General features: G+C 59.6%; 24 protein-coding genes, 3 tRNA genes and 2 pseudogenes. 11 read left to right on the top strand and 18 right to left on the bottom strand.

Annotated features, from left to right (window positions below):
* Positions 1–111: 111 nt before the first annotated feature.
* On the bottom strand, positions 112–861 hold the full coding sequence (locus NA647_RS15020; RefSeq protein ID WP_131648988.1) for a FadR/GntR family transcriptional regulator: 750 nt from the start codon (positions 859–861) through the stop codon (positions 112–114).
* Positions 862–1,027: 166 nt separating this feature from the next.
* Here NA647_RS15020 and NA647_RS15025 point away from each other — a divergent pair, with 166 nt between their 5' ends.
* Positions 1,028–1,273 (top strand): hypothetical protein, encoded by a 246-nt coding sequence (locus tag NA647_RS15025; RefSeq protein ID WP_256048831.1) that lies wholly within the window; start codon positions 1,028–1,030, stop codon positions 1,271–1,273.
* 56 nt (positions 1,274–1,329) lie between these two features.
* Here the strand turns inward: NA647_RS15025 and NA647_RS15030 are convergent, their stop codons facing one another.
* Both NA647_RS15030 and NA647_RS15035 read right to left on the bottom strand, forming a co-directional pair.
* Complete coding sequence (locus NA647_RS15030) at positions 1,330–1,602, bottom strand: hypothetical protein (protein WP_256058435.1); 273 nt, start codon at positions 1,600–1,602, stop codon at positions 1,330–1,332.
* Positions 1,603–1,747: 145 nt separating this feature from the next.
* Entirely contained in the window at positions 1,748–2,020 is a 273-nt protein-coding gene (locus tag NA647_RS15035) for a hypothetical protein (protein ID WP_256058436.1), read from the bottom strand.
* Positions 2,021–2,248: 228 nt separating this feature from the next.
* Here NA647_RS15035 and NA647_RS15040 point away from each other — a divergent pair.
* Positions 2,249–2,335, top strand: a tRNA-Leu gene (locus NA647_RS15040).
* A 156-nt stretch (positions 2,336–2,491) separates the two neighbouring features.
* On the opposite strand, the pseudogene NA647_RS15045 reads toward NA647_RS15040, so the two are convergent.
* From NA647_RS15045 to gacA, 9 genes and pseudogenes are all read right to left on the bottom strand, one after another.
* Positions 2,492–2,685, bottom strand: a pseudogene (locus tag NA647_RS15045) (hypothetical protein).
* Positions 2,686–2,705: 20 nt separating this feature from the next.
* Entirely contained in the window at positions 2,706–3,038 is a 333-nt protein-coding gene (locus tag NA647_RS15050; protein ID WP_256058437.1) for a hypothetical protein, read from the bottom strand.
* Between the two features lie 64 nt (positions 3,039–3,102).
* Positions 3,103–3,619: pseudogene (locus NA647_RS19710) on the bottom strand (tail assembly protein); the annotation flags it as partial.
* Positions 3,620–3,861: 242 nt separating this feature from the next.
* Positions 3,862–4,299, bottom strand: a complete 438-nt coding sequence (locus NA647_RS15060) for a hypothetical protein (RefSeq protein WP_256058438.1) — start codon at positions 4,297–4,299, stop codon at positions 3,862–3,864.
* A 286-nt stretch (positions 4,300–4,585) separates the two neighbouring features.
* Positions 4,586–4,659 (bottom strand) — tRNA-Cys (locus NA647_RS15065).
* A gap of 44 nt (positions 4,660–4,703) precedes the next feature.
* Positions 4,704–4,779: transfer RNA gene (locus tag NA647_RS15070), tRNA-Gly, on the bottom strand.
* Positions 4,780–4,846: 67 nt separating this feature from the next.
* Positions 4,847–5,404, bottom strand: coding sequence for a CDP-diacylglycerol--glycerol-3-phosphate 3-phosphatidyltransferase (pgsA, locus tag NA647_RS15075; RefSeq protein ID WP_256048827.1), 558 nt, complete (start codon positions 5,402–5,404; stop codon positions 4,847–4,849).
* Positions 5,405–5,438: 34 nt separating this feature from the next.
* Positions 5,439–7,259: an excinuclease ABC subunit UvrC gene (uvrC, locus tag NA647_RS15080; protein ID WP_423836482.1), complete on the bottom strand. Its 1,821-nt coding sequence runs from the start codon at positions 7,257–7,259 to the stop codon at positions 5,439–5,441.
* Positions 7,259–7,903, bottom strand: a complete 645-nt coding sequence (gacA, locus tag NA647_RS15085) for a response regulator transcription factor GacA (RefSeq protein ID WP_131648857.1) — start codon at positions 7,901–7,903, stop codon at positions 7,259–7,261. Before gacA ends, uvrC begins: the two co-directional genes overlap by 1 nt.
* A gap of 219 nt (positions 7,904–8,122) precedes the next feature.
* Here gacA and NA647_RS15090 point away from each other — a divergent pair, with 219 nt between their 5' ends.
* Positions 8,123–8,854: a hypothetical protein gene (locus NA647_RS15090; RefSeq protein ID WP_256058440.1), complete on the top strand. Its 732-nt coding sequence runs from the start codon at positions 8,123–8,125 to the stop codon at positions 8,852–8,854.
* Positions 8,855–9,003: 149 nt separating this feature from the next.
* Positions 9,004–9,330, top strand: a complete 327-nt coding sequence (locus tag NA647_RS15095) for a YnfA family protein (protein WP_256058441.1) — start codon at positions 9,004–9,006, stop codon at positions 9,328–9,330.
* Positions 9,331–9,657: 327 nt separating this feature from the next.
* Here the strand turns inward: NA647_RS15095 and pqqA are convergent, their stop codons facing one another.
* Positions 9,658–9,726, bottom strand: a complete 69-nt coding sequence (pqqA, locus tag NA647_RS19715; RefSeq protein WP_423836484.1) for a pyrroloquinoline quinone precursor peptide PqqA — start codon at positions 9,724–9,726, stop codon at positions 9,658–9,660.
* 300 nt (positions 9,727–10,026) lie between these two features.
* Here pqqA and NA647_RS15100 point away from each other — a divergent pair, with 300 nt between their 5' ends.
* Positions 10,027–11,220 (top strand): MFS transporter, encoded by a 1,194-nt coding sequence (locus NA647_RS15100; RefSeq protein ID WP_256058442.1) that lies wholly within the window; start codon positions 10,027–10,029, stop codon positions 11,218–11,220.
* Positions 11,221–11,653: 433 nt separating this feature from the next.
* Positions 11,654–12,046 carry a VOC family protein gene (locus NA647_RS15105; protein ID WP_256058443.1) on the top strand — a complete coding sequence of 131 codons (393 nt, stop codon included), beginning with the start codon at positions 11,654–11,656 and terminating at the stop codon, positions 12,044–12,046.
* A gap of 275 nt (positions 12,047–12,321) precedes the next feature.
* Here NA647_RS15105 and NA647_RS15110 read toward each other — a convergent pair whose 3' ends face one another.
* On the bottom strand, positions 12,322–13,275 hold the full coding sequence (locus tag NA647_RS15110; protein ID WP_256058444.1) for a MerR family transcriptional regulator: 954 nt from the start codon (positions 13,273–13,275) through the stop codon (positions 12,322–12,324).
* 135 nt (positions 13,276–13,410) lie between these two features.
* Here NA647_RS15110 and NA647_RS15115 point away from each other — a divergent pair, with 135 nt between their 5' ends.
* Positions 13,411–13,857: a PAS domain-containing protein gene (locus tag NA647_RS15115; RefSeq protein ID WP_256058445.1), complete on the top strand. Its 447-nt coding sequence runs from the start codon at positions 13,411–13,413 to the stop codon at positions 13,855–13,857.
* 6 nt (positions 13,858–13,863) lie between these two features.
* Here NA647_RS15115 and hemH read toward each other — a convergent pair whose 3' ends face one another.
* Entirely contained in the window at positions 13,864–14,895 is a 1,032-nt protein-coding gene (gene hemH, locus NA647_RS15120; protein ID WP_256058446.1) for a ferrochelatase, read from the bottom strand.
* A gap of 383 nt (positions 14,896–15,278) precedes the next feature.
* Between hemH and NA647_RS15125 the strand changes: the two genes are divergently transcribed.
* Together NA647_RS15125 and phrB are read left to right on the top strand one after the other, a co-directional pair.
* A complete protein-coding gene (locus NA647_RS15125; RefSeq protein WP_256058447.1) occupies positions 15,279–16,238 on the top strand; it encodes a YbgA family protein in 960 nt (319 codons plus the stop codon).
* Positions 16,239–16,246: 8 nt separating this feature from the next.
* Complete coding sequence (phrB, locus tag NA647_RS15130) at positions 16,247–17,677, top strand: deoxyribodipyrimidine photo-lyase (RefSeq protein WP_256058448.1); 1,431 nt, start codon at positions 16,247–16,249, stop codon at positions 17,675–17,677.
* Here the strand turns inward: phrB and NA647_RS15135 are convergent.
* The gene (locus tag NA647_RS15135) at positions 17,674–19,020 is read right to left on the bottom strand and encodes a sensor domain-containing diguanylate cyclase (protein WP_256058449.1); all 1,347 of its coding nucleotides are present in this window, start codon (positions 19,018–19,020) and stop codon (positions 17,674–17,676) included. The two genes, phrB and NA647_RS15135, sit on opposite strands and share 4 nt — an antisense overlap.
* A gap of 245 nt (positions 19,021–19,265) precedes the next feature.
* Here NA647_RS15135 and NA647_RS15140 point away from each other — a divergent pair, with 245 nt between their 5' ends.
* A complete protein-coding gene (locus NA647_RS15140) occupies positions 19,266–20,033 on the top strand; it encodes an SIR2 family NAD-dependent protein deacylase (RefSeq protein ID WP_256058450.1) in 768 nt (255 codons plus the stop codon).
* A 22-nt stretch (positions 20,034–20,055) separates the two neighbouring features.
* Here NA647_RS15140 and NA647_RS15145 read toward each other — a convergent pair whose 3' ends face one another.
* Both NA647_RS15145 and NA647_RS15150 read right to left on the bottom strand, forming a co-directional pair.
* Positions 20,056–20,355 (bottom strand): DMT family transporter, encoded by a 300-nt coding sequence (locus NA647_RS15145; protein ID WP_256058491.1) that lies wholly within the window; start codon positions 20,353–20,355, stop codon positions 20,056–20,058.
* Between the two features lie 10 nt (positions 20,356–20,365).
* Positions 20,366–21,001 carry an FMN-dependent NADH-azoreductase gene (locus tag NA647_RS15150; protein ID WP_256058451.1) on the bottom strand — a complete coding sequence of 212 codons (636 nt, stop codon included), beginning with the start codon at positions 20,999–21,001 and terminating at the stop codon, positions 20,366–20,368.
* 116 nt (positions 21,002–21,117) lie between these two features.
* On the opposite strand from NA647_RS15150, the gene NA647_RS15155 reads away from it, so the two are divergent.
* On the top strand, positions 21,118–22,002 hold the full coding sequence (locus NA647_RS15155; protein WP_256058452.1) for a LysR substrate-binding domain-containing protein: 885 nt from the start codon (positions 21,118–21,120) through the stop codon (positions 22,000–22,002).
* Positions 22,003–22,007 lie beyond the last annotated feature (5 nt).

A 22,007-nucleotide genomic window follows, 5' to 3' on the forward strand; every position in this document is an offset into this window, starting at 1 on the left:
ACACCCTGCTTTGGTGAGTGGCGAAGCCAGGAATTGATTTGGAGCCCGCCCGCTCGAACGAAGCCCTATAGGAACCGTTTCGGAACGACCCAGAGGCGGCGGCGAAACCCCTCAGTTAGGCTCGGTCTCAGCTTCCTCGTGCGCCTGGCGCAAACGCTCGCGACTGTTCGTCAGGTGCAGACGCATCGCTGCGCGGGCGGATTCTGCATCCTGGCGCGCGATGGCGTCGTAGATCTGCTCATGCTCGCGGCCGAGGCGCTGTTGATAGTGCGGCTGGTCATCGTGAGCCAGACGTGCCGAGTTGAGCCGACTGCGTGGAATGATCGCCGTACCCAGGTGATTCATGATGTCGGTGAAATAACGATTACCGGTCGCCTCGGCAATCTGCAGATGGAATTGAAAGTCCGACACGGCGGCTTCGCTGGAAAGCGCTGCACTTTGCTGCAGCGAATCGAGAAACGCCCGCATTGCGGCCAACTGCTCCGGTGTTCGGCGTGTCGCCGCCAACCCTGCTGACTCGACCTCCAGGCTGATGCGCAGCTCCAAGATCGAAAGCACGTCACGCAGCGTGCCGATGGTCGCCGGATCGATGCGAAGCCCAGTCGTGCTCGGCGTATCGAGCACGAAAGTACCTATTCCATGGCGAGTTTCCACCAACCCGGACGCCTGCAATCGTGAAATCGCTTCCCGCACCACCGTCCTGCTCACCCCCTGCGCCTGCATGATTGCAGATTCGGTAGGCAGCTTGTCTCCACGCTTGATAACGCCATCGCGTATCTGCTGAGACAATTCGGTCACCAACTCCTGTGCAAGGCTGCGATGCTTTCGGCGAACGCGTGGCTGGATGCTCTGGTTTTCCATGGACACATCGATCTCTTTGAAGCGAAGTAAGCCGTATCATAGCCCAGTAGTTGTACGATAACTATGCGGCACCCCTAATTCTCTGTCCCCAACCTTATATCTGAAAACCGCACTGCCCCCAGGCGGCTCCTATACTGACGGAGCCCCCTCTAAGGAGATCGACACCATGCGCCGCATCATTCTGTCCATCGCAGCTGCCGTCGTCAGCATGCCCCTTTGGGCGATGCATTGCCCAATGGACATGGCAAAGATCGACGAGCACCTGAAAACAAAACCGCCAAGCGACCCCGCTACTCTGACCCGCGTCAAAGAGCTGCGCGCCGAAGGAGAGGCGCTGCATAAGGCTGGTGAGCATGAGCAATCGCTCGAGGTACTGGGAGAAGCCCAGGATTTGCTCGGCATAGCAGAATAGCCCTCCGTCTTCACCACCGAGCATCTGCCGCATCGGCGGCTGCTCGGTGGCAGCTGTCAGATCTCCTCGCTGCCCTCGCTGCCCTCGCCGGTACAGCGAACCCGTAGCTCCTTACGATCGAAGTTTTCTTCTCTGCTCAGGGTTTCGTAGCCCTCCGGGCAGACCTCGCGCGCACGCGTCGCGCAGCCCGGTTGCCCCGCGACTTTGGTGCAAGTGAACACATATTCGTCGGTGCCGTCTGCCGGGGACACGGTTTCAATGGCGCTGCAGCCGTTCAGCAAGGCCGCCAGAGCGACAATAACGGCACATTGCCTGCTTAGGTTGTTCATCAATAATTCGGCTCGATGTGATTGAGCGAGACTGGCCGCCGGCACCTGCGGCTCGACGGGCCTCGTTGGCTGCTACCCTCAGACGCGGACTCAGAACAAAAGTACAGCCATCCTTGCGGGCTTTTCGTTGGATCGGGAACTTGCGCTAGCGTGGGTCAGGTGCGTCATCCATCTCGGCATTGTCAACGTCGATATCAGGCGTCTCGCGTTCGATAGGGTCATCCGACCTATCCCGCGGAATCTCCAGTTCATTTCCTGGCAGCTCGTCGACGCCCGCCTGGTCATCCGGATTCACATCGGTGCGCCCTGGGCTCAACGGTGGCGCAGAACCCGGAATCACCATGCCATCGTCGCCCTCGGCCTGGGCATTCGTACGGGGTTCGTTCAGCGGTTGCTGATTCTGGCTCTCGATGCTCATCACTCACCTCTGCCGTTGCTCTGTACAAATTAAGAGGGTTGGCGGGCTTCAGCGTTCAGGCAGTTAGGTGCCATTGGTCACCATGGCGCCTAACCCAATCGCTGGGCTGGTGCGATTGATGATCACAGACAAAGACCGAACCCATATCAGATCCACCGTTCGGGTTGCGCCTCGACCGGTGGCTGGTTATAGTCCTGCGCCGCGATAGAGCATCGCGCTCACCGTCCTGCCCGGATGGCGAAACTGGTAGACGCAAGGGACTTAAAATCCCTCATCCGAAAGGGTATGCGGGTTCGATTCCCGCTCCGGGCACCAGCAGCGCGGCTTCGGAAATTTCAGCACCAGAGCGGTCATTTCCGCAATTCCAGATATTTTCCGCAATTCCCGTTCACTGCCCGGCCGGGCAATCTCAATTTCCTACCGACACGCTTCATTGCCGCCAGTAGCTCGTTGATATACCTCTTAGTCTGCCTACGCCAGCAACGCTCTTACCTTCACTTTCAAAGCTGTCCGCGCGGCGCAAACCTTCAGCAGCCAACGGTGGGACCGCTACAGGCTCAGTTCGGCACGGCCACCGGCACCTCTACCCGCACCATGCGAGGCTCCGGCTCGGACGGTTGGCCAGCGCATCCCGCTAGAGCAATGACGGCCCCCAACAGCAACAATCGGCTGGCAGTTTCTCCATCTACCGCCTCACGCAGAATCTCAACATAGGCGCCACCGTCAGTAGCCACATCCACCGCGTATTCAATGCGATAGCCGACCGGATGTACGACTGCTCGACCGAGCCCGGGCGCCAATCCAAGGTCACACCGGCGAAGTTAAGCCCGCCATCGGCTTTGGCCAGCGGCGTGTTGTCGAGGTAGATATTCCGCGCATCCGAGTTTTCGTCGAATTTACTTTGCCCACCGCGATCAGGATCTTTAGCGGTACTCTGCAGACTGTCTGCGGCCTCGTACGGCGCCTTGGGCTTGCTCTCGCCGCCCTTGGGGCCACGAATACCTACTGCTGCGTTCATGTGCTCTCCTGCGGGCAAAAAGAAACCCGCCGGAGCGGGTTGCGGATACGGTGAAAGGCCACACCTTGACCTCGGCATTTATAGACGCGGAGATAATCGCCCTGCCCCAGCGCCGCTTGCCGTAACAGATCGGCGCCGGGTTGCCGCTGGCCGTGGTGTTTCGCGCTGCCGAAAGCGTAGCTGGGAGGGTTCTTGCGAGCGGCGGATTGATTGAGTCCGCCGACTTGGGGTTGAGCGTTTATACAACCCCTCCCGCAAATCATCTCTATACCAGCCGGGTAGAGATATGGCGCCAGGGCAGGCACGAAGAGCCGATGACAATCAGCACTATGCCAACAATCGTCTGCAGGACACCCTCTCGCTTGCTTCCGCGAATTACCGGGGCATTGCGCAGCACCTCCGGCCCACCAAATCCTAGCTCGTCCTCGCCGATGTTCCGCTTACCGCGAAAAACTGCGAATTCCATGCCTCTTAGATGAGCGTTGGCCAGGAATCGCTGTAGCTCCGGCAGCTGCAAACACAGCGCCTTGATGGCTTCGCTGGCGGACCGACTGCCAACCTTATTCCTCTTGGTCGCCCATTTTCGGCTTTGGCTCAAACTGGCGGAGCAACCCATACAGGCGATATGAAGAACCAAACGCTGACTACGCATTTGAGATCAGCTAGCTCGGCTGCGTTTCCATCGATGCTCTTTACTAGCGGTTGTATTGATGTGAATCCATAGCGTCGCCCCCTTGATAGGTGAGGCCCGTGTTTAGCAGCAATCGGCCAACAAAAACCATCTTGTAGATGCGAAAAGCCCCGCATCAGCAGGGCCGTTTAATTATTGAGCGATCTCTGCGCCTTCCGTCGAGGCTATTGGCGTCGGAACCGGAGCCAGAGTGCCATGCGCCGAGCTAGGGAGTTTATACATCGCCCCGGTCGCAGGGTCGACGATGAGCATGCCGATCAGCCCACCGAAGATGATGTTCCCCCAGTACCAATTATCAAGCTCTGAATCCAGCATTGAGATTTGGTCCTCGTAGCCATCCTTTTTATAGGTAATACGGTAAAGCTCTCCGTCGAAATAACCTGCCCCGGCCTTCAGGGTCACCTGTCCTGGCGTTACGCCGGAGCTGACCACCATGCCCGTTTCGTTGGTAATTTCGTAGCTAGCGCCTGCAGGGCTCGACTGGACGGAGACCGGGTAGTTAGATTCGCTGACGATGCTGGAGCATCCAGTGAGGGCAATAGTGGCAGCTGCCAATAGTAGTTTTTTCATGAATCCATTCCGCGTTGTGTTGTTGGCGTGCGGAATATATCAAAACGCCATCACTAAAACCCAGCGCCCAGAATCAGAAAGCCCCACGGGTGGCGGGCCTCAATTGTCGTTGCGGAACTGTAAGGCTAGCCTGCCGAAATAGAGTATCAGCTCATTGTTCCGTTTGTTTGAACGAACCATTAGCCGCGCTAACTCTACCTCGCTAAACCAGCGCTAACGAATGCTTGGCAGCTCAAATCGCAGACATAAAAAAACCGCAAGCTTGCGCTTACGGTTTCTTTATTAATGGAGGCCGATGTCGGAATCGAACCGGCGTACACGGATTTGCAATCCGCTGCATAACCACTCTGCCAACCGGCCTCAAAACGAAGACGCCGCATACTGCGGCGCCATCGTCAACAAATTGGAGCGGGAAACGAGACTCGAACTCGCGACCCCGACCTTGGCAAGGTCGTGCTCTACCAACTGAGCTATTCCCGCGTCGTCTTGATGACGGGCGCCATTTTATAGTTTCAGCACGCCCCGTCAAGCCTTTGATTAAAAAGTTTTATTTCTTTTCCGTAGGGCTGAGATGAGGCCAGGCGGCCATCAGGTAATTGACCATCGACCACAACGTCAGGGCGGCGGCGATGATCAGCAATGCGTAGCCAAGCCCGACCCAGATAGTGGCCAGCGGCGGGTTGGCCAGCAGGATGATGAGCGCAACCATCTGAGCCGCAGTTTTCCACTTGCCCAGGTTGGATACGGCTACCTGCGCTCGCGCACCCAGCTCGGCCATCCACTCTCGCAGGGCTGAAACCACGATCTCCCGGCCGATGATGATAGCCGCCGGCAAGGTCAGCCAGAGGTTGGAATGCTCTTCGACCAGTAGTACCAGCGCTACCGCCACCATCAGCTTGTCAGCGACCGGATCGAGGAACGCACCGAAGGGAGTGCTCTGCTTGAGCTTGCGAGCAAGATAGCCATCCAGCCAATCGGTTACCGCTGCGATGGCGAACACCGCGCTCGACGCCAGATAGCTCCACTGAAATGGGAGATAAAACAGCAGGATGATGATGGGGATCAGCAGCACACGCAGCACGGTGAGAATGTTTGGAATGTTCATCGATACCACTGGTCCGCGGATTTAGAGGGTGATTCTACTCACTGTGCAGAGCGGCATAAATCGACTCGGCAAGCTTTTTACTGATACCGGGCGCCTTGGCGATTTCATCAAGACTGGCGCGGCTGAGTTCCTGAAGACCTCCAAAGTGCTTCAGCAGTTCGCGGCGGCGCTTCGGCCCGATGCCTGCTACCCCTTCAAGCGTAGAAGTCGTTCGTGCTTTTCCACGCCGCGCACGGTGGCCTGTGATGGCGAAACGGTGGGCCTCGTCGCGAACCTGCTGAATCAGGTGCAGCGCCGGGGAGTCGCCTGGCAAAGTGAATTCATGGGCTGCGTCGTTGAGATACAGCGTTTCCAGACCCGGCTTGCGGGTGACACCCTTAGCCACGCCCAGCAGAATCAACTCCGGCACGGCGAGCTCCTGCAGCACCTCGCGGGCCATGTTGAGCTGCCCCTTGCCACCGTCAACCAGCAATATGTCAGGCAGCTTGCCCTCTCCCTCAACAGCCCTCTTGAATCGGCGAGAAAGCGCCTGGTGCATCGCGGCATAGTCATCGCCCGCAGTAACGCCTTCGATGTTGTAACGGCGGTAATCGGACTTCAGCGGCCCTTCCGGACCGAACACCACACAGGACGCTACAGTCGCTTCCCCACTGGAGTGGCTGATATCGAAGCACTCCAGCCGTGTCGGCAGCTCCTCGAGATCCAACGCCTCGGCCAGGGCCTGGAACCGTGCAGCCAGATGCTGCCGATTCGCCAAGCGCGCACCCAGCGCCTGCTCGGCATTGGTCAGCGCCAGCTGTTGCCAGCGTGCGCGCGTACCGCGAACACGGTGGCTAATTGTCAGCTCGACATCGCGCAGTTCTGTAATAGCGTTGATCAACGTATCGAAGTCTTCATGAACCGTATTGACGATCAGTTCGGAGGGAAGATCGCGCTCCATGGAGCCGAGGTAATACTGCTCGAGAAAGGCCTGCAGGACTTCGCTGACGCTCTCTTCAATGGCGACCTGCGGAAAGAAATTCTTGCTGCCCAGGACCCGTCCGCCACGCACGCTGATCAAATGCACGCAGGCACCGCCTGGGCTTACCACCGCCGCGACGATGTCGACGTTGCCGCTACCGCCTTCCATGCTTTGCTGATCCTGCACGCGACGGAGGATGCCGATCTGGTCGCGGATTTCCGCGGCACGCTCGAAATCAAGCGCCATCGCCGCTTTTTCCATGTTTTTCGACAGCTCCTCGGCCAGCGCATTGCTGCGCCCCTCAAGAAACATCACGGAATGCCGGACGTCATCGGCATATTCTTCTGGATTTACCAGGTTCACGCAGGGCGCCTTGCAACGCTTGATCTGATATTGCAGGCAGGGTCGGGTGCGGTTGCGGTAATAGCTGTCTTCGCATTGGCGCACAAAGAACGCCTTTTGCAGCAGACTCAGGCTTTCGCGAATGGCGCCAGCGCTGGGGTACGGACCGAAATAACGCCCCGGCTCCTTCTTCGCACCTCTATGAATGCTGAGCCGGGGAAAGTCCCCGCTCGACAGAAATACATAGGGGTAGGACTTATCGTCGCGCAGCAGGATGTTGTACGGCGGGCGCCACTGTTTGATCAGGGTCTGCTCGAGCAACAGCGCTTCGGTTTCGTTCGCCGTGATCGTGGTTTCGATCTGAGCAATCTTGGCCACCAGCGCGGCTGTTTTCGGCGCCTGCCCAGTCTTGCGGAAATAGCTCGCCAGGCGCTTCTTGAGGTTCTTCGCCTTGCCCACATAAAGCAGCTTGGCGTCGGCATCGAACATTCGGTAGACGCCGGGACGCCCGCTGCACGAAGCCAGAAATGCGGAGGAATCGAAGCCGCTCATCAATTGATGGTGTCGACCATGCCGTGACGGACAGCGAGCAGCGCCAGCTCGACGTCACTGGTAATCGAAAGCTTCTCGTAGATACGGTAGCGATAGGTGTTGACGGTTTTCGGCGACAGGCACAGCTTGTCGGAGATGGCCTGGACCTTCTGGCAGTTCGCGATCATCAGGGCGATCTGGATTTCTCGCTCGGATAGGAGATCGAAAGGTGACCCGTTGACCTTGGGCTGGAATGACTTGAGCGCCAGCTGCTGGGCAATCTGCGGGCTGATGTAGCGCTGACCCGCAAATACCATGCGGATCGCCTGAATCATCTCATCGAGCGCTGCGCCCTTGGTCAGGTACCCGGCGGCACCTGCCTGCAGCAGTCGCGTCGGGAAGGGGTCTTCTTCGCAGATGGTGACCGCAATGACCTTGATATCGGGATGGCTGCGCAGGAGCTTACGGGTGGCTTCGAGGCCGCCGATGCCCGGCATCTTGACGTCCATCAGGACCACATCCGGCTTGAGTTCACGCGACTTCTTGATCGCCGCCTCGCCCGATTCAGCCTGCCCAATCACCTGCAGGCCATCGATATCGGCGAGCATTCGGGAAATGCCTGTGCGTACTAGATCGTGGTCATCGACCACCAGCACCCTAATCAAGCAGACACCTCTTTCAGTGCAAATTCAAAGCTGGCTGGCTGCTCGCTTCATAAGCGGCGAACTTTAACAAAAACTCACCGCCTTACCCAGACCATACATCGCAAAATGGCCAGATGACATCACGCCCTTGGCCTAGTGTCAGGAACTCTGTGTGAACGGATAGGCAGGCGTACCAGTCCGAATTATGGTCGATATAGCTCTCGTCACCGGTACCGCTTCTTGTTCGAAAGCCTCATTGCAGCCCTCCTCCTGGCTACCGTTCACCTGCTCGCAGGACGCCTGCGCACACTTGGCCACCTGCCTCGTAGCCGTTGGCTTTCGTTGGCCGGTGGCATTTCGGTGGCATATGTATTCGCTCACCTCTTGCCGGAACTGGCCCGAGGTCAGGAAGTGATAGACGGTAGCGATATCTGGCTACTCAATTATCTCGAGCATCACGCCTATCTGCTGTCATTGCTAGGCCTCGCTACTTTTTATGGCTTAGAGCGCTTGATAAAGAAGCACCGGAGCGAGCTGGAGGAGCATGAAGAGTCCCATGCCGGTGTGTTCTGGCTGCACATCGCTGCCTTCGCCCTCTATAACGGGCTGATTGGTTACCTGTTGACGCATGGCGCGAATGACAAACCGTACTCGCTGCTGCTCTACTGCGTCGCGATGGGGATGCACTTTCTGGTCAATGACTTCGCGCTGCAAAACGACCACAAGGATCTGTTCAAACGCCGGGGCCGCTGGGTACTCGCGATGATGCCACTGGCTGGGTGGGGCTTCGGGGCCACTACCGATGTTTCAGAACTGACCGTTTCGGCGCTGACCGCCTTTATTGGCGGCTCGATCATATTGAACGTGCTCAAAGAGGAGCTGCCGGAAGAGCGCAACAGCCGCTTCGGCGCCTTTCTGATCGGCTCGGTCGGTTATTCGCTGTTGTTGCTCGGGTTTCAGAATGTCAGCTGACCCGCGACACACGACTACTCGACATCCGATTCAGCCATCACAACCACGCCGCTCACGTAAGGCACAGGCTGGTTGATACCGCTGAGCACGGATTCGGGCGGTACACTCCCCACGACTTCGACAACGCAACGGGTCACCAAGAGACTTTCATGCTTAAAACCTTCGCACTATTTGCTGTCACAGCTGTTGCCGAGATCGTCGGTTGTTACCTGCCTTATCTCTGGCTCAAGCACGGCAAAAGCGCCTGGCTCCTGGTACCTGCCGCGTTGTCGCTGGCACTCTTTGCATGGCTGCTGACATTGCACCCGACCGCAGCGGGCCGGGTTTATGCCGCTTACGGCGGCGTTTATGTTGGCGTAGCGCTGCTCTGGTTATGGCTGGTCGATGGCGTTCGCCCAACTCATTGGGATTTGCTCGGCTGTGCAGTCGCCTTCCTCGGCATGGCAATCATCATGTTTGCACCGCGAGCATCCTAAGCTGCGGTCGCGATGCGACCTTAGCGAATCGCTGCCACCATAAAGCTGGCGCCACTACTGAGCCCGCGTCGATGCCGCCGCGCAGAGAGAGCGTATAGCGCCGGTACGAACAGCTACGGGTCATGTGAGCCGGTTGCAGCGAGGCGTTTACCGTTATCGCTGATGGCGATGGAAAACCGGGTACGCGCCTACGCGTGCAAGGCGCCGTTACGCAACCCGGCACATTTTCAGTTCCACTGAGGAAGGGCCGCCCGCAGCAGAACCGATATCTCGATAAACATTGCAATCCTTTAAAACGAAGCCCCAGCCTGTGCCGGGGCGGATAAATCAGCGGTTGACGAAGTACATGGTGACTTCGAAGCTAATACGCAGGTCGATGAAAGCATTTTGGCCCACATGCCTCGGCTCCTCTATCTAGGGCTGCGGATTGGCCGCCAGCCTATAGCCCCCACTTGGAACGAGGCGACACACCTTGCGGGTAGTGCCCGGCGCGTCTCTCATCATCGGGGGGTGTCTCTAATCAATGTACCGACCAGCGCAGCGTCATTGGTCAGCCTCTGTTCCAGACGCCAGGCCACGCTGCGATTGTGGCTACGGAAACGTTCACCTCGGCAATCGCCCCAGCAACGAAAAACCGTTAGGCTGCTCATGGAAATCATCGAACTGCTTTCACCCACTTTTTATGCAGGCGTGTAGATGAAAGAAAACTGGTCGGCCTTCCCCTGGGTCTGCTTCGCCATGTGCGTGGGTGTGATGGGCACAGCGCTCATTTCGCCGCTTTATCCGCTGTACCAGCAGGCCTGGCAGTTGCGTACCAGTGACGTCTCGCTGATTTACGTGGTTTACATGGTGGGCGCGCTGTTCGGCCTGCTATTCATGGGGCGGCTGTCGGACACGCTGGGCTTTCGCAAGGTGATGCTGGCCGGCCTGCTGCTGGGTTGGGGCGGCACCCTGCTGACGATGCTCGCGTGGGACTTGTCGAGCCTGAACATGGGTCGTTTCGCGGTGGGTCTGTCGTCCAGTCTGATCGTCACCAGCGCCACGGTCGGGCTGGTACAGATCTCGCGCGACGGGGCTTCGCAACGGATATCAATGATCACTAGCTTCCTGCTCGCCTTTGGCTTTGGTCTGGGTCCGATAACGGGCGGCATCACCGGACAGTGGCTACCGAACCCGCTGATGGTGACCTACGTACCCTCACTACTGTTGGGTGTACTGGCTGTGTATGCCTTGATGCGCGTGCAACTGAAACCGCATACAGATGAACTGGCGACCGCATCGCCGAGCTGGAGAACCTTCATGCCTCGCCTGGCCTGGACGGGCCGCAGCGATTCGCTGGCGTTCACGCTTACCTGCGCCTGCCCGTTCTTCGCCTTCGGCGTGTTTGGCATCTACGCCTCGATGGCCCCGCTATTTCTGGAGAAGATGCTGCCCTGGCATGGACCGGTGGTGAGCGGTACATCCATCGGCGTCATCCTGCTGGCTTCGGCCATGATGCAGCTGACGTGCGCCAGGATGAGCCTGCGTTGGTGCGGATTTCTCGGCTTGCTGGCGGTCGTGCTCAGCAACGCCATGCTCGTGCTCAACTTCAAGCTCGGATCGCCCATCGTGTTCATCGTTGGCGTCTGCGCCGCGGCAGCAGGCCATGGCATGTGCCTGCTGGCCGGCATCAGCATGGTCAACCGCATCGCCACGCCGACAGAGCGCTCGGGGTTGATTTCGACCTACCTGGTTTGCGGCTACGTCGGCAGCATCGCGCCCTTGATCGCCGCAGGCTGGATTGCCGACCACCACGGCCTGCCCGCAGCGATCACGCTGCTGGGACTATGCGTGATCGTGATCGCCTCACCGCTGGCAATCTGGTTTTTCCGGCATCCACGGATGCGGTAGGCCTGAGCCGCCGCGCCTTAGGCTGCCGGTCCGTCGTGCGAGAACGCCACTGAGATAGTGGCGTTCCGGTCCAGCTTGCCGCTCCATTTGCTGAAATGGTTGTTGTAACGTCCGCATGTCCCCAGCGGAGGCGCGGGGCGCGCTGACCGATATTGATGACTCGTTGTGGTGAATCGTCACCCGCAGTTCTCGCAGCGTCTCTACGTCCAATTGGGCAAATCGAACATTAACCGATGCACAACGGTATTACGCCGCTAACGACGCCTACGCCGCGCTACAGGTATACCTAGCTCTAGGCGATGGCACCGGGCAGCTGCCGGCGGACCGTATTGTCACCGATCGGCAAGCCATTCTGCGTGACAACGCCAAACCCTCAGGGCACGCAGATTAGCCGCTCAAAGCATGACGGAGTCGAACGACAATGGAGCTTTTGTTGAACATCGACGTCGCACATCTGGACAAGGCGATCCCCTTCTACCGGGACGCCCTTGGTTTGCGCCACACGCGCTCCCTGTTCAACGGGGAGGCAGCGGAAATGCTGGGCGCTGGTTGCCGCATCTACTTGATCGAGCACGCCGGATCGGAACCGGCCACCGCAGTCGGAGATGGCATTCGTACCTATGCCCGCCACTGGACGCCCATTCACCCCGACTTCGTCGTCGGCGATATCGAAGCATCCGTCGCGCGCGCGGTAGCGGCAGGTGCACGCCAGGAAACGCCGATACGTGTGTTTGATTGGGGCAGGCTGGTCACGCTGAGCGACCCATTCGGCAACGGCTTTTGCCTGATCCAGTTTCCGAATGAGCCGTACGAGAACGAAGGGTAGCCTAGCCTCGGTTGATCGCACGGGCGACCTTGCCAGTTATTCTGTCGAGCCCTCTGCCAGCTATAGCGCGAAGGTAACCAGAGACACCCTGGTTTGGTTGAGGATTTCAGTCGCCGAAGCGGTCGGCGGCCGTTGATCAGTTGCGGCTGCGTTAGGCTGGTTCGGCGGATTGGTGCATGGCGGCATCATGTTTCGGCCGGGTCAATGGAGCGTCGCGCCAACTTCTGTCAAAACAAGGGTGCCAGGCAACGAACCCGGCGCTCCCTCATCAAGCGTCAGGTATCCAGACGCCCATCAAGAAACTGCAGCAGACGGCGCTGCATCAGCTTGCCCGAATTGCCGAGACAGGCAATCGGCGAGCCTCGCAGGCTTTGCTCCGAGAATTCCGCTGCCTCACCCGCCATTGCCAGCGGGCAGTCGAGACCCAGCGTGAGCTTGGCGAGCTGGCGGAGCAACATCGCGTTCGGCGGGACGTTGGAATACAGCACCAGGGCTTGCGGGCGAAATTTTTCGCAGACCAGCGGCAGCTCATCCAGTGGTTGGCCGATCGCCAGGACATTAACCGCAACGGCGTCGCTGGAGAGCAGCAGACCAGTGACCAGCAGCTCCAGCTCGCGGCATTGTCCCGGTACCGCGGCCAGCAATACGCGACGCTCCGCCTGCCCTCGGGCAAGCTGTAACCGTTGAAGTACGCGGGCACGGAGGAAGGCGTCGAGAAACAGCCATGCGCTGGTCTGGCCATAGTCATCCTGCCGCAGCAATAGTTGCTGCCACAACGGCAGCAACACGTCTTGGAAGACCACCGACAGCGGATAACTGGAAAAGATTTGCCCGTAGATTTGATCCAGCCGAGACTCATCGAAGCTGCTCACGGCGCGCTGCACCTGCGTCATCCATTCGCCCCACTCGCCTGCCACCGCTTGCTGCTCCGCCGGTTCGACGGCCCTGGTTGCAACGCTGCGGGAAAGAATGGCGCCTACCTTGCTCACTGCGACACCACGTTCAGTCCAGGCCAGGATGCTGCGAATCGCTTCGATGTCAGCGATGGAATAGAGGCGATGACCACTTTCGGTTCGGGTGGGTTGGATCAGACCGTAGCGCCGTTCCCAAGCACGCAGCGTGACCGGGTTGACCCCGGTCACGCGCGAAACTTCTCGAATGGGAAACAGCTCTTCCCTCTTGAGCGAATCAGAAGAAAGCAGCGTGGACGCACGGGCAAGTTCAATCATGACGCGGGCAGCTCATGCAGAAGGAAGGGCGCATTGTAGCGCAGGGTTTGCCCATCGACCGTACGGGTGGTGCCGAGGCCTTGCGCCGCGCCACCCCTGCCCTAGAATGTCGCGATATCGCCAAGAGCCCCCTAGATGATCAATGCCAAACTACTGCAGCTGGTAATCGAAGCCTCTAACGATGGGATCGTGGTCGCCGAACAGGAAGGCGAGGACAACATCCTCATCTATGCCAACCCCGCCTTTCAGCGTCTGACCGGCTATGAAGTGGACGATATCCTTTATCAGGATTGCCGTTTTCTACAGGCGGGTCACCGAGACCAGTCCGGTATCGCAGCGATTCGCAAAGCGATCAGAACCCACCAGCCGTGTCGTCAGACTCTTCGCAACTACCGCAAGGATGGCAGCGCGTTCTGGAATGAGCTTTCGATTACTCCCGTGCTCAACGACGCTGACCAGCTCACCTATTTCATCGGCATTCAGAAGGATGTCAGCCGTGAGGTCGAGGCCAGACAGCGCGTGATCGAGCTGGAGGCTGAAGTGCGCCAGCTCAAGGAACAGCTCGCCGCGCTGAAGCAATGATTGCAGTTACCTCATAACGCCTGCGGGGGCACGTCTGCACAAGGCAACCAGCGCCTGCACCCAGCTCTCATGGGTATTGAGGCAAGGAATCAGTTGAAGTTCCTCCCCACCGGCGGCGATGAACTGCTCACGGCCACGGTCGCCAATCTCCTCCAGCGTCTCGATGCAGTCCGCAACGAACGCCGGGCACATCACCAGCAGCTTCTTAACGCCCTTGGCCGCCAATTCGTCCAGCTGCGCTTCGGTATAGGGTTCGATCCATTTGGCGCGACCGAGTCGTGACTGGAACGACACCGACCACTGCTCCTCGCGCAATCCGGCGCGTTCGGCAAATGCAGCGCCGCTTTGTATGCACTGGGCGCGATAGCAGTTGGCGAGAACGGCTCCTTCGGCCCGCTGGCAGCAATCAGCGCCTTTCAGGCAATGCGAGCCCGTCGGATCGGCCTTGTGCAGATGGCGCTCGGGCAAGCCATGAAAACTCAGCAACAGATGGTCGAAGTCCTGGGTCAGGTATGGCTTCACGCTGTCGACCAGTGCATCGAGGTATTCAGGTTGATCATAGAAAGGCTGCAGGATCGATAGCCTGATATCGAGGTGCTTGTCCCGAATAACCCGGCGTGCTTCCTCGATTGCAGTAGTCGTGGTGCTATCGGCGAATTGTGGATACAGCGGCGCAAAAGTCACCTGCTTGATATTCCGCTTCGCCAGCCTGACCAACGCGCCCTCGATCGATGGCTCGCCATAGCGCATCGCCAATTCCACCGGACCCTCCGTCCAATGAGGGCGCACCGCATCGGCCAGCTGTTGGCTGAGCACCACCAGAGGCGACCCCTCCGGCCACCAGATCGACGCGTAGGCGTGAGCGGACTGCGCTGGACGATTGAGCAGAATCAGCGACACCAGCAAGCGTCGAACGGGCCACGGCAGGTCGATGACGTAAGGGTCCATCAGGAACTGATTGAGATAGCGCCGCACGTCCGCCACATCGGTGGAGGCCGGTGACCCGAGGTTTACCAACAACAACGCCTGCTCAGACATGCACATTCCTGACTACTGATTGAACAACTTCAATGCCCCGCCGGGCGCGCCATTTTCACACAGGCGGCTGCGGCTTGCGCAGGTTCCAATGCCGCATCCAGTTTCCCAGTATCGGCCCCTGGCAATCCCCGTTGGCTGCGGCGAGCGGCATTGTAAGACGCGTGCGCAGCGGGCTGCCGCAACAGAAAATCTATCAGGGCAATTTGGTCGATCTGATTTCACACGCGAGCCGTATCACGGACGGTACGACCATCGGGGCTAGCAATCTACGGCAACGAGTCAGTTGTACAAAGCAAGTTGACTTGTACAAGTCCGACCTTAAGATACCAGCAAATACTGTACAAACATGAAGGCTTGTACAGGCACGTATCGAGGCCAGCCCGATGTCTACACCCCTCGCTGTCATCAAGGTCGGTATCAGCGCCTGTCTACTTGGCGATCCGGTGCGCTTCAATGGCGGGCACAAGGAGTCGCGCCTATGCAGCGAAACGCTGGCTCGTCACTTTCAGTTCGTGCCGATCTGTCCCGAAGTCGCCATTGGGCTTAGTACGCCGCGCGAGCCAATCCGGCTGGTCGGCGATCCTGATCACCCACGCGCGGTCGGTACGGTGCATCCAGAACTGGACGTCAGCGATGCGCTGAACGCTTACGGCGAGCGAATCGCCGCGGAGCTGGACGACATCAGCGGCTACATCCTCATGCAGAAATCTCCGTCCTGCGGCATGGAGCGGGTGAAGGTCTACCAGGCCAACGGCCATCCCGTCGACGGTGGCGGCTCCGGTCTGTTTGCCAAGAGTCTGATGCGGATGCGCCCAGATCTGCCAGTCGAAGAGGCTGGCAGGCTCAATGACCCGGTACTGCGGGAGAACTTTCTGACACGAATATTTGCCCACGCCGAGTGGCAGCGTCTGCTGCGTAATGGGCTGACGTGCAAGGCGCTGGTGGATTTCCATTCACGCTACAAGTACCAGCTCATGGCGAGCGACCCGCAGCAATACAAGGCACTGGGTCGAATGGTTGCCGGAGTCGGCAAGACGCAGCTGGAAGCCTTCGCTCCGGCCTACTTCAGCCAGTTGATGGCGGCGCTGAAAAAGACCGCCTCGCGCGGCAACCACAGCAATGTGCTGCAGCACCTGAGCGGATACCTGAAAAAACACCTCGAAGGCGAAGACAAACAGGAGCTGCAACGTCTGATCACGCAGTACCGCCAAGGAGTCGTGCCCCTCGTCGTGCCGCTGACGTTGCTCAAACACCACTTCCGCCGACATCCGGATCGCTACGTAGCCAACCAGGCCTATCTACAACCGCATCCCGAAGACCTCAGCCTGCGTAACGGGATCTGACTGCCGCAATGAATCAACTGATTTGGCTGCGCAGCGATCTGCGTGTGACCGACAACACCGCCCTATCCGCTGCGATGAATGCCGGCCCGACCATTGCGCTGTACCTGATCACCCCGGGGCAGTGGCTCACCCATGACGACGCGGCATGCAAGGTCGATTTCAGGCTGCGTAACCTGAGCGCACTCTCGGTACGCCTCGCCGAGCTGAACGTGCCGCTACTGATCCGCCGCGCCGAGGACTGGCAGGCCGTGCCGATGCTTGTGGCCGATCTCTGCCGCGAGCACGAAATCGGCAGCGTGCATATCAACGACGAATATGGCGTGAACGAGCAGCGGCGGGACGATGCGGTGGCCGCAGCGCTTCGCAACACCGGCGTGTCGCTGCGGCGTCATCTGGATCAGTTGCTCTTTGCACCGGGCAGCGTGCAAACCCAGGCCGGCCAGTGCTTCAAAGTGTTCAGCCAGTTCCGTAAGGTCTGTCATTCACGCCTGAGTCATTCGCTGCCTAACTGCCTGCCGATCCCCACGCCGCAAGCGCGGCTGTCCATTTCAAGCGATCCGCTCCCGACATCGATAGAAGGCTTCGCCCGGCCTACCGAGCAACTGCGCTCGTATTGGCCCGCCGGCGAAGAGGTCGCACGTACACGCCTAGCCTGCTTTGCCGAAGACGACATGGCGGACTATCAACACCGTCGCGACCTTCCCGCCGAGCCTGGGACCAGTCAGCTGTCGCCGTATCTGGCCGCTGGGGTCATTTCGCCTCGGCAATGCCTGCACGCCGCTCTGGAAGCGAACCGGGGCGAACTCGACAGTGGTAATCCGGGCGCCGTCACCTGGATCAACGAACTGCTCTGGCGCGAATTCTACAAACATGTCCTGGTGGGCTATCCGCGGGTCTCGATGGGGCGCGCCTTTCGTCTCGAAACCGAAGCCCTGCCCTGGCGCAACGCGCCCGATGAATTGGCCGCCTGGCAGCAGGGGCGCACCGGCTTTCCAATCATCGACGCGGCCATGCGGCAGTTGCTGGCAACCGGCTGGATGCATAACCGCCTGCGCATGCTGGTCGCCATGTTTCTGAGCAAGAACCTGCTGATCGACTGGCGCGAAGGCGAGCGCTGGTTCATGCGGCATCTGATTGATGGCGACCTCGCCGCGAATAACGGCGGCTGGCAATGGAGCGCCTCGACCGGCACTGACTCGGTGCCCTACTTCCGTCTGTTCAATCCGCTCAGCCAATCGGCGAAGTTCGATCCAGAGGGGCTCTTCTTGCGCCGCTGGTTGCCAGAACTAGCCGATTCGGACACACGCGACATCCACAGCCCAACGAAGCTCAACGACTTGTTCAAGACGGTGGACTATCCACCACCCATCATCGACTTGCCGACCAGTCGTGAACGTGCCCTTTCTGCGTTCAGAAGCCTGGGAGAGGCTCGTACTTAAAGACTTGCCACGCTTACTCGATTGCGCCCGCCGCGCTTGGCCATATACAGGCGGCGATCCGCCTCGCCGAGCAGCGCTGCTGCCGTTTGAGCGACAGGTGCGCCTCTCGAGAGAGCATGCACACCCTTAAGTGTGGCAATGCCCATGCTTGCAGTGATCTGCTTCGTCGGAGCCAGCACATGTTCCAATCCTGCTGCCTGCAATTCGGCATACAACCGCTTGGCCACTCGTTCGGCGGCCTCGCCATCGGTATTTGGCAGGATGACCGCGAACTCTTCGCCTCCATAACGACACGCCAGGTCGCCCGCACGGAACACGCCATCACGTAACAGCCGCGCCATAGCGCGAAGGCACTCATACCCGGCTTGATGGCCGTAGTGGTCGTTGTAGAGCTTGAATAGATCGATATCCAGCAGCATCAGGGACAAGGCGCTCCCCTCTCGCAGGCAGCGCGCCACCTCGGCCAGCAGCGTTTCGTCGAAACGACGCCGGTTCGGCAGACCGGTCAGATGATCGGTATCAGCCATTACACTCAAGCGGGCGTTGGCAAGCGCCATCCTGTTATTGGCTTCGGCCAGCTCAAGCCGCAATCGAAACTGCTCGGTAACGTCGGTGATCGCCAGCGTCATGCCGATGAGCTGATCGGCGTCATGCTCGCGTACAGCCTGGATCGCGATTTGATGATGACGGTCGCCGTAGACCAACTCCAGATCGGCCATCGATTGACCGGCCTCTAGCCGCATAAAGGCATCGGGTACATTCAGCTGCTCGGGAGATAGATAAGCCGCAACGGGTTGTCCAGCGAGTGCCTTGTCACCGCGCCCAATCAGGCGGACCAGCGCATGGTTAGCGTTGACGAAGCGTCCTTCTCGGTCGACCAGCCCGAGCGCAACCGGTGCTGCTGCGTAAAGTGCTTCGAGCTGAACGAGGCGCGGGCTCAGTGAGCCGATTGCAGGCGTAATATCGCGGTCGATTCCGCGGTAGCCAAGCAAAGTGCCGTCATTGGCGAACAGCGGAATGCCACTTGTTTCCAGCACCACAAGACGACCGTCGGCGTGCAGGTTGCGGTTGATCAGCCCGGCGAAAGGCCGCTGCTGCGCCACAATGGCGGCGAACTCCGCACCTACCCGCTCGGCCTCCTGCGCGGGCATGAAATCGAACGGAGTGCGCCCAATCACCTCATCTGGCGAATAGCCAAGAATCTGCTGACTGTGTTCGGAGCAGAACGTGTAGCGACCCTGCACGTCGACCTCCCAGAGCCAGTCGCTGTTATGCGCGATGATCGCCTGCAGGCGTTTGATCTCCCGTCGGCAAGCTTCAGGCGTGGCGTCTTGAAAGGGCATTTTGAGCGATCCAGCTACGGATGGTTGCGGCGCGGACTTTAGAACAGTGGATGGGCCTAGGCAATCAGTTGGCCATCGCCGTTTATCGCGTCGCTACGAGCCTGATAACAACCCGTGCTTGCTGAAACGATAAAGTTTGTGCGGCATGGACTAGAGCGATGAACGCAACCCTGGAGCTAGTTCTCAAGTGCTTCGGATGTTATTGATTGAGGCTCGCAGAATCTTCGGCCACAGGAGCCAGACTCATGATTCCAGCCCCGCTTATCGAAGCCGTACGCAACGCACGCCACACTGTGGTGTTCACAGGCGCAGGCGTGTCGGCTGAGAGCGGCATCCCGACGTTCCGCGACTCGCTGACCGGACTCTGGGAGCGCTTTGATGCCGCTGCCCTGGCTACGTCCGAGGCCTTCAGTGCGGACCCCGAACTGGTCTGGGGCTGGTACGAATGGCGCCGCATGAAGGTTCTGCAGGCTCAGCCGAACCCGGCACACCGAGCCATCGCCGAGCTGAGCCGGTATGTACCGCGCCTTACGCTGATCACCCAGAACGTCGACGATCTGCATGAGCGCGCCGGCAGCGCTGAGGTCATTCATCTTCATGGTAGCTTGCATAGGCCGCGCTGTTTCACGTGCGGAGAAGTCTCAAGCGATTCGCTTGGCATGCCCGACGAGCCGGAAGGCGGTCGTCGAGTGCAGCCACCTCAGTGCGCGCTCTGCGATGGGCTGTTGCGCCCCGGCGTGGTCTGGTTTGGCGAAAGCCTTCCGCTCGACCCGCTGAATGCCGCATTCGCAGCGGCGCAACACTGTGATGTGCTGATATCGGTAGGCACCTCCGGGCTGGTCTACCCTGCGGCAGAAGTGCCAGGGCTGGCCTGGCGCGCCGGCGCGACCGTCATCCATGTAAACCCTCAAGCCAGAGCCAGCCATGCCGAACGGGAATACGCGCTGGCCGGTCCAGCCGGTGAAAAGCTGCCTGAACTCATCCAACAGGCGTTTGGGAGCCCTCGGCCCTGAAATCGACCGTCCCGACTGCGGGCTACTTGAGCCCGACTATCCCCGCCACGATCAACGCGACCGACAGGAGTTTCAGCGGCGTCAACGCCTCGCCCAGCAGCAAGGCGCCCAGCAATACCGTGCCCAGCGTGCCGATACCGGTCCAGATCGGATAGGCGATGCTGACCGGCAGATCGCGCAGCGCCAGGGTCAGGAAGTAGATACCCGCGCTCGCCGCGACCACCACCAGCCCGCTGGGAAGTAGCCGAGTGAAACCCTCGGCGTACTTCATCGACATCGCGAACAGCACCTCGAAGCCGGCCGCCAGCAAGAGAAATACCAGCTGCTGGCCATCAGAAGTCCATCGCCAGCTCGGCCATTCGTCGCTCTGCCGCCTGGTATGAATCCGCGAAAGCCAGCCCGCCGAATTCGTCGTTCTCCACCGCAACCACCTCGACATCGGTAATGCCAATCAACCCGAGCACATCGCGCAGATGGGTATCGGCATGATTGAGGCATGCGTTCACACCCTCCGGGCCGTAGCCGCGATCACCCCGCGTGGTCACGATCAGGCCGCGTTTGCCAAGGACTCTCGGCTTGTACTGGTTTATCGGGTCCTCGGGAGTGAAATCGAAGGTGCGACCGATGCGGACGATTTGGTCAATCCAGGCCTTCACGCCGCTGGGAACTCCGAAATTGTACATAGGCGCCGCAATGACCAGGCGGTCCGTGGCGAGAAGCTCGTCGACCAACTCGTCGCTGAGCGCCAAATCGGCATGCATCGCTGGTGTGCGTGCGTGTGGCGCGCTAAAAGCCGCGGCTACCCAGCCCTCGGTAACCGGCGGCAGCGCGATACGCCCCACTTCCCGCCGGGAGATCACGATATCGCGCTGCTCGGCAGCCAGGGCCTGAAGAAAGTGGTCGAGCAAGCGCCGTGAATGCGAACGCTCACCGCGCGGGCTGCCCTGTATGGCTAGAATTCTTTTCATCTCTGTCTCCTCATGCCGCACCATGCAGCTGACGGAGCCAACCTTATTGGCAGCAGCAAACGGCTACAAATGAGCAATACTCTTGCCGAATGAAATTAATTCACCTGAGGTGTTCGATGTTTGCAAACCTGCCGCTCACCGCATTGCGCACTTTCGAATCCGCCGCGCGGCTGCAAAGCTTCAAGGCGGCGGCCGAGGAGCTCGCCGTCACGCCCACGGCGGTGTCGCATCAGATCAAATCGCTCGAAGGATGGCTGGGTGTGCCGCTGTTCCAGCGGATGGCTCGAGGCGTGCGCCTGACCGAGTGCGGCGAGCGGCTGTTTCGCAGCCTGCACGGGGCGCTGCTCGACGTCGTGCAGACGGTCGATCAACTGCGTCCACAACCGAGTACTGGCAGCCTGACCCTGTCCACCACACCAGCCTTCGCGGCGCTCTGGCTGATCCCACGCCTTGGTCGCTTTTATCAGGCGCACCCCGGCATCAAGGTACGCGTCGAAACCAGCACCGAGCTGCTCGATCTGCATCAGGATGCCAGCATCGATCTGGTGATCCGCTATGGCTACGGCGACCACCCCACCCTGCACAGCCAGTGCCTGCTCGATGAATGCTTCGGCGTTTATGGCGCACCGGGTCTGCTTGCCTCCTTCGATCCGATGCGGCTGACGCTGATTACCGTGCGCTGGCGCAACTCGCAGCTTTACGACCGCAGCTGGAAAGCCTGGTGCGAAGCGGCTGGCGAGTCATGGCTGGAGCGCACCGAACTGCGCGAATATGACGAAGAGCATTACGCCCTGCAGGCCGCCATAGCCGGGCAAGGCCTGGTGCTGGCGAGCAATGTGTTGGTCTCACAAAGTCTGGCGATGGGACTGCTGCAGCCCTACCGCACCGAGATCACGGTGCCCGGCGCAAACTACACAGCACTCTGCGTACCGGGCCGTGAGCGGCACCCGCCGGTCAAGGCCTTCTTCGACTGGCTTGACAGCGAGTCTGGCAGTCGCTGAACCTG

This window comes from Stutzerimonas stutzeri (genome assembly GCF_024448985.1).
In the GTDB taxonomy this organism is placed as follows: domain Bacteria; phylum Pseudomonadota; class Gammaproteobacteria; order Pseudomonadales; family Pseudomonadaceae; genus Stutzerimonas; species Stutzerimonas stutzeri_AP.